Below are 4,483 nucleotides of genomic sequence, written 5' to 3'. Positions count from 1 at the left end.
GTGGTCAGCGACAACGGCACCGAATTGACCAGCAACGCCATCCTGACATGGGCCGATCAGAGCCGCGTCGCCTGGCATTACATCGCGCCCGGCAAGCCGACGCAGAATGCCTTCATCGAAAGCTTCATGTATAGACGGCCCCGCGGGTGCAAGAGGTTTTTACAGCATTTTGGATATCGGTCGGGTGCGTTCATGTATACGGCCTGTTAGTGCGACCGATGCCATGGCCGCTGGCCCTGATGGAGATCGCGGATCGAGGCCTCATCAACGGGTCGCGCTTGTTGCGCTTAAAGCTCTTCGGGCTTGCTCGATCCCCAGCTCCGCCGGTGTCCATCATGCTGTCATTTGCCCTACACACCATAAGGTGGCCAACATACGCGGAAAGTCAGGCCGCGAGCTTTGACCGATAGAATTCTCCGGTCGTCATCATCGCCCAGACGATCCGGGCCAACTTGTTGGCAACGGCGACGGCGACGACCATGGGCCGACGCCGTTCAAGCAGGGCTTCGATCCAGCCGCCTCCAACCCGGGAGCGTGCCTTTGGGTACCGAACGACGTTACGTGCTCCGATGACAAGCAAGTGCCTGAGATAGGAATCGCCCTGTTTCGTAATCCGGCCGAGCCGATCCTTCCCGCCAGTGGAATTCTGCTTAGGCGTCAGGCCAAGCCAGGCCGCGAACTCCCGCCCGGAGCGGAACATGGTCGCGTCCGGTACGGTCGCGGCGAGAGCCGTGGCCGTTATGGGACCGATCCCGGGAATCGAGGACAGCAACTTCGCCATCGGATTTACTCGCTGGATCTGAGCTAGCTCGCGCTCGATGGCCTCGACCTGCCGGTCCAATTCCTTCAGTTGGTTCATAAGAACGGCCAGTGCGATGCGGGCATGGGACGGCAGCGTCAACCCCTCGTCATCCAACAAGTCCACCAGACCATCCACCCGTTGCCGGCCTTGCCCGAGGATGATTCCGAACTCAGCAAAGTGAGCCCGAATGGCGCAGGCTGTCATGGTTCGCTGGCGGACCAGCAAGCCTCTTGCACGATGAAGCATCAAGAACCCTTGGTTCTCGACGCTCTTGATTGGAACGAACCGCATATTTGGACGGGTGACGGCTTCGCAGATCGCGGCCGCGTCAGCAGCGTCATTCTTGGCTCCTCTTCGTACGTAGGGTTTGACATAGGCCGGCGGAATCAATCTTACATCGTGTCCAAACTGCCGAATCTCCCGCGCCCAGTGAGAGCGGTCGCGCAAGCCTCGATGCCGACCAAGCAAGGTGCGAGCGAGGAGAAGAACGACATGATCTCGCCTCGCCGGAGGCGCTGGCGACTGGTCACTTGGCCTTGGCTGTCAACTGCATGGATGTGAAACACGTGCTTCGAAATGTCCAATGCAATTGTCGCGACTTTCATAGGGAATAGCTCCTGTTAGCGGGTCCGTACATCGCCAGTATATCGCGGCGCCGAGGGAGCGGGGCCGTCTTCCCCATCAATGGCCGTCTCCGAGACGAATTGTTGAACGAGACGCTGTTCACGTCGCTGGCCCAGGCCCGCGTCGAACTCGGACATTGGCGGGCCGACTACAACGATACGCGACCTCACTCGCAACTCGGATGGAAAACACCATCGGAGTTTGCCTTCACCTGCAACCCGCGACGGGATCTGGCGCTGCGCTATGCCGATGGCTCCGCACCAGCTCCCGTCGCTACCACCGCCCATTCGGCTAAATCCAACAGCCGGGGCGAACTCAGGACTGGATAAAACTTGATGTGGTGGAACGGCCCGCTCCAACTGCATCAAAGTGCTAGAACGTGGTCGTTGTTCGAACGCCACAAAGGAGGGACCGTTCCGTGAAACAGGTTAGCACCATCGGGTTAGATTTGGCCAAGCACGTTTTCCAGGTTCACGGCGCGGATGCGGAGGGCTCGCCCGTGTTCAACAGGAAATTGCGGCGCAGCGAGGTTCTGCGCTTCTTCGAGAAAGTGCCACCATGCCTGGTGGGGATGGAAGCCTGCGGTAGCGCCCACTATTGGGCGCGCGAGATCGCAGCTCTCGGTCATGAGGTGCGGCTCATTCCCCCGGCTTATGTTAAACCCTTCGTCAAGCGAGGCAAAACGGATGCGGCGGACGCGGAGGCCATCAGCGAAGCGGTGACCCGCAAGACCATGCGCTTGGTCCCGATCAAGACGGCCGAGCAACAGGCTGCCGCGATGGTGCTGAAGACCCGCGCTCTTCTAGTGCGGCAGCGAACGCAGGCGGTCAACGCGTTGCGCGCGCATCTGGCTGAATTGGGCATCATCGCCACCGCTGGCCTTGCAAAGGTTGAGGCGCTGATCGCAATCGTACGGGATGAGACAGATGCTCGCCTGCCCGCAGCAGCGCGCTTCGCGCTGAGGGCTATTGTCGACCAGATTGAAGCTTCAGCCGACCAAAGCGAGAGGCTCGAGCGCGCGATTGTTGTGGAGACCAAGCACGACGAGGACATGCGTCGGTTGACCACGATACCTGGCGTCGGCGCCATCACGGCGGCGACCATCAAGGCGCTCGTGCCGGATCCCGGCGGGTTCAAGTCGGCTCGCCACTTTGCCGCCTGGCTCGGATTGACGCCGCGGCCTCATTCAAGCGGAGGCAAAGAGCGACTGGGAGGAATATCGAAGATGGGAAATCCGGAACTCCGCTCTCTGCTCGTTGTCGGGGCGACGGCCGTCTTGCGGGTTGTCCGAAACGACGCTCGGGCGCGGCCGTGGCTGAAGGCGCTTCTCGCCAGACGGCCCTTCAAGGTTGCCGCGGTCGCGCAGGCCAACAAGACGGCGCGGATCATCTGGGCGCTTCTGAACAAGGGCGGGACGTACCGACGTCCCGACCCGCTGACTGCCGCCGCCGTCTGATGGACGCAGTGACCGCCAAAGCGATCTGACCGGCGCAGGCCGGCAGAGGGCAAGGTGCAACAACAGCCGATGAACCCATGGGACGACATCCCGAAACGAGTGAAGCTACTGCCCCCAATGCGCTCAAACGCGTAAACTTGATTTAGCCCCTCGTTCCGCGGATCTCATCGAGGCCAGCGGCCATGTGCCGCGCGCAAAGGCCGGACATATGACCGCACCGAATATGTGAAATCGACTGAAAAAGCTCTTGCCACGCGGGCCGTTCCACATATGGGGGCAAGGTCAATCCACGTGTCGAACGCGTCCTTGGAGCAACCACAATAGGCGGCCCGCGTCGGCCTTAGTGGGGCCCCGAGGCGCGATCTGATCGGCGCGTAGTATCCGCTCCGAACGTCTCAGCTCTGCGGGCGAAGGTTTGTCACGCTGATGATCACCGTCCATTTGGACCTATGGTAGAAGTTAGCGGCAACGTGACGCGGCGCCCGCTTAGAGAAAAAGCGCTGTCCCCTACCACGCGCCGCTAACTTCAACATGGCCAGCCTCAAGCGCCTGAAGCTGACGGCGGAAAGTATCGTCCGGAAAGCCCGTGGCACAACTACCAGGACTGGTCGTCGCCAGGCGCTTGGGCGATCAGTCTCGGCGATCTTCGAGTTCGAGACGTTGCGAATGACTTCCATTTTAGTTCCCCTACAGGCTTCTTAGTGAAACCCCGCAGAGACTGATGGAAGCCTCCGCTGGCGGCGGGAGGCTAAGAACCTGTAGAGCACAGGCGCGCTTATTCGTGGTGTTTCCAGCCTTAGCGCGGCCCTCCCGCCATAGCGGAACGTCGAACGGAAAGCCGGACACAAAAAAGCGCCGTTCGAAGCTCGGCGCTGTGGGCGCCTTTAATGGGGTTCTTAGGCCCCGCGCAATCTATCGACTGCGCAACTATACAATGCACAACCGCGCCGTTTCTGTCAACGCCAAATCCGCTTTAAGCCACTGATTTTAGGGGCGTTTTGTAAGGTGACATTCCTTACACAGACTGAACCACCTCGCGACCCTCGGTCGGTAAGGGGTTGAAGACTACGCCCATTGATAAATCGATGTCTGTGGAAAGCAGCGCGGATGCGACTCGGCGCCCATATCGACCAGGGGGTCTTGGATAGGGGGCGCTGCCTGCCGCATCCGCACTTCCGGGACGGTTGGCGACGAACGTGACTCGGCGCATTCCACCTGGAATGGAGCAAGCATGGAAGGCGCTGTCCCTATCACGTGCCGCAAATCCCGGTAGTGGATTCTAGCAAGGCGCCGCCAAGCAATCGCCTACCGGGATTGGTGGGCATGCAGAAACGATCAGAGCGCCGCGAACTGTGCGCTGATCTCCCCATATCTCCGCTTCAGCTGCCGCAACCTCTGAAGGCCAAGCGCCCTCTCAAGCATCGGCTCGCCGCAGCATTTCATCACGACCCGAATGGCGCGAGCCGGAATGTCCTGAACCTCCTCCGAATTGATGGACACCTGTAGTAGGCTCGAAGAGCCAGGAGGTGTCGGATGGAAGGACGTCAACGTCGGTCGTTTACGGATGACTACAAGCGGCAAGCGGTTGATCTCGTAGTGTC

Annotated in this window: 2 protein-coding genes and 3 pseudogenes; 3 read left to right on the top strand and 2 right to left on the bottom strand. The window is 60.4% G+C overall.

The window, feature by feature from the left end; translation table 11 throughout:
• Positions 1 to 126: pseudogene (locus I6F33_RS37670) on the top strand (integrase core domain-containing protein); the annotation flags it as partial.
• Positions 127 to 385: 259 nt separating this feature from the next.
• On the opposite strand, the pseudogene I6F33_RS37665 reads toward I6F33_RS37670, so the two are convergent.
• A pseudogene (locus I6F33_RS37665) lies at positions 386 to 1,407 on the bottom strand (IS110 family transposase).
• Between the two features lie 78 nt (positions 1,408 to 1,485).
• Between I6F33_RS37665 and I6F33_RS37660 the strand changes: the two are divergent.
• Both I6F33_RS37660 and I6F33_RS37655 read left to right on the top strand, forming a co-directional pair.
• Positions 1,486 to 1,755, top strand: a pseudogene (locus I6F33_RS37660) (transposase); the annotation flags it as partial.
• A gap of 89 nt (positions 1,756 to 1,844) precedes the next feature.
• Positions 1,845 to 2,882 carry an IS110 family transposase gene (locus I6F33_RS37655; RefSeq protein ID WP_225145769.1) on the top strand — a complete coding sequence of 346 codons (1,038 nt, stop codon included), beginning with the start codon at positions 1,845 to 1,847 and terminating at the stop codon, positions 2,880 to 2,882.
• 1,335 nt (positions 2,883 to 4,217) lie between these two features.
• Here the strand turns inward: I6F33_RS37655 and I6F33_RS37650 are convergent.
• Positions 4,218 to 4,483, bottom strand: a 266-nt coding sequence (locus I6F33_RS37650; RefSeq protein WP_225145768.1) for a hypothetical protein, incomplete at its 5' end; no start/stop codon positions are given.

It is taken from the genome of Bradyrhizobium sp. BRP20 (assembly GCF_020194215.1).
Lineage (GTDB): Bacteria > Pseudomonadota > Alphaproteobacteria > Rhizobiales > Xanthobacteraceae > Bradyrhizobium > Bradyrhizobium yuanmingense.
Note: the sequence above shows the minus strand (reverse complement) of the source record. Positions and strands in the feature narration are given on the sequence as shown.